The sequence below is a fragment of the Litorivivens sp. genome, from assembly GCF_057445395.1.
In genome coordinates, this window is record NZ_JBVBUV010000125.1 from 1 (window position 1) to 4933 (window position 4933).

Sequence of the window (4933 nt, forward strand, 5' to 3'; positions counted from 1 at the left end):
TCAGGGTACTCCTGAGCAAAACGCTGTGTAATAAACGAGCCCATGCTATGCCCGAGAATGGCTAAGGGCGTTTCGGGACTGGCTTCCCTCATCAGCGTATTAAGGGAGAGCATGTCCTTGAGGATATAGTCCCAGTTCTGGGAGTCACTTACTACGCCGAGCTCGTCAATCGGCACATTTTGTCCATGACAACAGTGGTCATGGGCGTAGACACTGAAACCCGCCGCATTAAGAAGCCGCGCAACATCGTCGTAGCAGCCGGAGTGCTCCGACATCCCATGCACGATATGAACAAGCAACTTGGGCGACGGCACCAGCCATTGCCGATAGGCCACACGTCGGCCTGCGTCTGAATACCATTGAATATCGGGGGAACTGTCTGTCATAGCGGGCTTTATCATTATCTGCGCGAAAAAATGAGTATATGCGTCTTGCACCCTAGATGCGAAGCGCGCAAACCCAATCTATTCAGGCCGATGTCAGAACCTTCAGCTAAATAATTTGTTCAATGAAGGAAAAACCCCACCCAATTCATCCCTTCAAAAAAATTGAGGCTACAACAGTTCCGTGACATTCAAAGTGTACCTTTCCGGAGGATCGATACCGACTGGCGCGATCGATCCATTCAAAGCTGGCGCGACCGCAAATCCACCAAGGTCTACGCCGACCAGAGTACTGACGGCAACCTCCCAGCGCGAATATGGCACGCTTTCTAAATTTCCGGCGGCGCATCGAACGAAATAAAGGGTCGCATGATCGCTCAGAAACGATATCATTATTGGGCTTTACTAAGCAGCAATAGGCTTAGATCTTGAGTGCCGGTCATGATCAGGACAGTATCTAACCGAGCGCTTGTGTAGAACGTGACACGCATGCGTCACAACAGAACTAGAAAAGGACGTCGAATATGTTGAGTTTGTTTCATCCTCGTATCATTGCCCGTGTAGTAACCTTAGTACTCGCACTACTGCCTTGCCTAAGCTATGCCGCCTCACCTCAGGACCGGGTTGGTGTGCTTGTGGAATTGAATTGGCAGCTTGGGGATATTCGTCCTGACCAGAGCCGATGGCAGGCAAACTTTGCACTGGGGCCAACCGGCAACATCGTACGCTCTGTGCATGAGACAGCTTCCTTAACCGCTAGCAAATATGATCCGTTCGAATTTGAGTACGTTGCCGGCTACTATCAAGAGCATTCACTACGACCTTTGCAGTGGTCGACTGATTCATTGGGGAATTCGCTTGGCAGACTTTACGGTGTTTCAGTCGTGTCCAAGATTTCACCGGTTTTCAATGCTTCTGAAACCAGCACTGGGTCAAGCGCCACTCTCGCCTCGAATCCTTGGGTATGGATAGGAGCGGTAGCTATTGGGGTTGCCGCTACCGCTGGTGGTGGCGGTGGCGGTGGCAGCTCCAACAGCAGCGGCACCAATAACAACGGCACATTGGTTGGGGGCGACGAATGCGACGTTGTAAGTGGCTCCGCTACGGCCCCACAGGTGGTCTCCGGTTGCCAGGTAGCGGGAAATGAGGTTAACGCACCGTGACTGCTCCTCACCCTACGCTTCGCTAGGGTGAGGCTTCCCACTTCTTAGGCCGCAGCCGACATCAAGTCGGACTTACGCAGGCCTCCATGAGCAGAAACAACGAGACCCGCCGCTTTTAACTTCAAAATACCTTGCTGCTTTATCCATCTTAACCGTGCTTGGCAAACTATTGTCTGCCCGGTTATTGCCGCCGCTCTGAATTTTCCATTCGGTATTGCACAAAGGCTGTCCGTTGGACTACTGATTCCAGCATTGCGCATCCTGAACGCAGTTCGGGCATCGCTGGCAGCGCCGCTTTTGCTTGCCGTTAGTCGACAAGCCAGCGCTGCAACTGTAAGGTAACTCGTGGATCCCCTAGCATCGCCAAGTGTCCCACATCGTAAAGAATATACGTATTGGCTTGGGCAAAGTTCAGCTGTTTTTCTGCCTGACTATGTTTTCCCAGACCACTACAGGGATGGACGAGACCGTCGCTGCGCAATTTTTCCATGCTGGCGACTGGCTGTTTCGACAAGGTAGCGGCGATGGCGTAATGCTCGATGGCGTCGGGCAACGGTGCCAACTGCCGGTAATCTACATTGTCTTCGTGCTCGTCGTGGTTTTGCCAGTCGGCATCGAGAATATTACCGTGGCGCAAATCGGTGATGCCATCACTGCGAATTCTGCCCAAAGCCGAAAGCGGCTCGGTGTAGGGGCTGAAGGTGGCGGAGCGTTGCAGCCAATAGCCACCGCGCTCCAGTGAAGAGCCGTGGTGAGGGGTGCCGGCATAGACCACCTTGTCGACCTTTTTCAGCCAGGGGAGCTTTTCGTCGCTGGCCACGTGCAAAGCACTGCGAGTGATCAGCCCGCCCATACTGAAACCGATGACCGTAATAGACTCGACCGGCACCGGCCAAGAGGTAACAAGACCACTGATCTGGCGGGCAAACGCTTTGCCGTTGTCCGATATATGACGCCCGCTGTTGTAGCGCAGGAAGACCGGGGTGTAGCCACCGCTATCTGCAATGTCCAGACCGTGATTGCGTTGATGGGCCGTCCACTCCAGATCATTCATGCACAGGCCGTGGGCTAGGATCAGCAGACGAGTGGATGCCTTAAAGCGCGGGTCGCCTTGGACCGTGTTGTGAGGGTAGATTTCAACCGATTGGCGCCGACTGTCGAACAGGTTATTGATCATCGAAGGTTCAGGCTCACTGGCCTCACTATCACCGATCGGATCCAACAACAGGCGCAAGCTCATGGGAATGGCAAGTGGATTCTTGGTGCGGACCAGATGATCGCCACAGACACCGTTGAGTGCGGCCACCACCGCCGCACGGTGTGGGCCCGGCGGATAGTAGCGGTCGAGGTACTGTGTCAGCGGCGCCAGCGCCAGCTCACTGGCGCCGCGAACCCCGCCATTGACACCTCGCACGACCGCGTGAACCAACCCCGCTATACCCGACGCCGATCCCTCAGGTGCGCGACCAAAAGGTAGCGGCGTAGCGGCAATATTGCGGTACATACCTTCGACAATATTGGTAACGCCATCGACACTGTCAAAAATGAGGCGCGCGCTGCCGTGCAGTATTTTTCCGGTTTCCATAGGTTTCTCTCAATATGGCAAGGACCTGCCCGCTCTGCTTGTTACAGGGAACAAGGAGCTGAAGAGATCATCCACCGGTTAATATAAGCGCTCCGCAATGGCCTGGGCACTCCAGCGATTGACCCAGGTTATAAGTAGAACGGCCACAGGGTGGGAGCCTCAAGGTCGACGAGGCTCCGAATTCGTAGATCAACTCTTTTTCTTTTCAAGCGATGCAGCCCACAAGGCCAACCGATGTCTTATAGTCTTCTGAGAAACCTGGAGCTCAGGCATCGGCTGGATAAGCTTGTCTCGAACCAGCAACCGGTAGATGTATTCCAGCTTTTCATTGGTTGAGTCGGTAGGCTCGAATAACGCCGCTCCGCGTTTTTCGGCGTAACTGGTGCCAATGTCTATCGCTTTACGTACAAGCTCTTTTTCGTTTTCCAGTTTCTTCATATTTATCCCCAGGGAAGACTACGTAAACTACTCGTGGTCGATGCAAATATCCACCCTGGCTCGCTAATCATTACAACCGGGCTTCCAGACCACCCTACGGATCTGGCTCAATGTTTCTGAGTGATTGATACTCACCCAATAGGAGGATCTTTCATAATACCGCTTAGCAGTATGGTATGAGTTCCAGTAGAACAATGACTGTGGACCCATCAATCTGTGGCCCTATCGAACCGGCCCGACTTATTTTAGCGAGACTAGCCTGTGCACAACGATTCTGAGGATTATCGCGCCATCATGAACACCCTCGCCGCCTTTCCCCGAGTGGTAGATGGTAAACACTGGGACAGAGTCGGCGAAGTTTTTGCCACCGACATTCACTTTGATTACGGCGACGGCGGCGAAAAACAGGGAATCGAGGCGCTGCTGACGCAGTTTAAAAAATTTCACAACCGCTGTAGCGCTATGCAGCACCTGCTAGGCAGCATTCAAGTAGAGATCGATGGCGATAACGCCCTTACCCGCGCGTATGTACAAGCACGACATCAGGGTATTGGTGACAAGGCCGACGCCATTTTCGACACACACGGCGAATATGTCGACCAATGGCAGCGCCGACCGGAAGGCTGGCGCATTGTGCGGCGCGATGCCACCTGGTCTGTGTTTGCCGGCGACGCATCTGTTTTATTTGACTGATCAAGGACCGGTGGAAAAGAATTGGTTAACCTATCACAACGCGAAACGCCAGCTTTCTCTAGCCATCAAAGTCATAGAGAATAACTTAGGGGCAGTTGATCAGCCCCCGGCCACAAATAACAGTTTTGTCGAATTATGAATTCATCAACTTAGGAATAATCGCGATGAAAAACATTAGCTCCATTTTGCTTTTAGTACTGGCAATCAGCGGCTGCGCCAATGCCCCGGGGAATTATAGCTCACCTAGCACTGCACTGAACGACCAAGTTAAGATCACAACGTTTTCAAATTCTAATATCTTCTTTAGCTCCGAATTCAGTTCGCATATACGGGGCATCTACAAGTCCGATGGAACAGTTATTTACGAGACTAGTTTCTGGGGCCCAAACCCCGACGACTTTATAATTGATCCGGGCGAGTATAAATTCAAAATAGGGTGTGTTCATGGCCCACTTCAGGCCTTTCCATCATTCACAGCTACTGTTAGCGCAGGCAAGAAATATCAGGCTTACTGTGAGATTGAAAAGGTTAAAGGAATATTAGGACTGCCAACATCGGTCGCTATTGGCAAACTTCTGATAATGACTCCCGATAGCGAGAGAGGCGGAAACTGAATTAAAACGGCAAATCAAAAAACGGCAGAGCCCCAAGCCTAGGAATTCAAAAGGCTC

At 52.3% G+C, this 4933-nt stretch carries 6 protein-coding genes and 1 pseudogene; 3 read left to right on the plus strand and 4 right to left on the minus strand.

What is annotated here, in order from left to right:
* The coding region (locus tag AC222A_RS18650; protein WP_486775432.1) for an alpha/beta fold hydrolase at positions 1-386 on the minus strand (386 nt) is incomplete at its 3' end.
* Between the two features lie 521 nt (positions 387-907).
* Between AC222A_RS18650 and AC222A_RS18655 the strand changes: the two genes are divergently transcribed.
* Positions 908-1546: a hypothetical protein gene (locus tag AC222A_RS18655; protein ID WP_486775433.1), complete on the plus strand. Its 639-nt coding sequence runs from the start codon at positions 908-910 to the stop codon at positions 1544-1546.
* A gap of 44 nt (positions 1547-1590) precedes the next feature.
* Here the strand turns inward: AC222A_RS18655 and AC222A_RS18660 are convergent.
* The 3 genes and pseudogenes from AC222A_RS18660 to AC222A_RS18670 all read right to left on the minus strand — a co-directional run.
* Positions 1591-1689, minus strand: a pseudogene (locus tag AC222A_RS18660) (RNA-guided endonuclease InsQ/TnpB family protein); the annotation flags it as partial.
* Between the two features lie 164 nt (positions 1690-1853).
* The gene (locus AC222A_RS18665; RefSeq protein ID WP_486775434.1) at positions 1854-3131 is read right to left on the minus strand and encodes an esterase/lipase family protein; all 1278 of its coding nucleotides are present in this window, start codon (positions 3129-3131) and stop codon (positions 1854-1856) included.
* 189 nt (positions 3132-3320) lie between these two features.
* On the minus strand, positions 3321-3569 hold the full coding sequence (locus AC222A_RS18670) for a DUF5062 family protein (protein WP_372750652.1): 249 nt from the start codon (positions 3567-3569) through the stop codon (positions 3321-3323).
* Between the two features lie 261 nt (positions 3570-3830).
* On the opposite strand from AC222A_RS18670, the gene AC222A_RS18675 reads away from it, so the two are divergent.
* Positions 3831-4262 carry a nuclear transport factor 2 family protein gene (locus AC222A_RS18675; RefSeq protein WP_486775435.1) on the plus strand — a complete coding sequence of 144 codons (432 nt, stop codon included), beginning with the start codon at positions 3831-3833 and terminating at the stop codon, positions 4260-4262.
* A gap of 164 nt (positions 4263-4426) precedes the next feature.
* Positions 4427-4876 carry a hypothetical protein gene (locus AC222A_RS18680; protein ID WP_372750654.1) on the plus strand — a complete coding sequence of 150 codons (450 nt, stop codon included), beginning with the start codon at positions 4427-4429 and terminating at the stop codon, positions 4874-4876.
* Positions 4877-4933 lie beyond the last annotated feature (57 nt).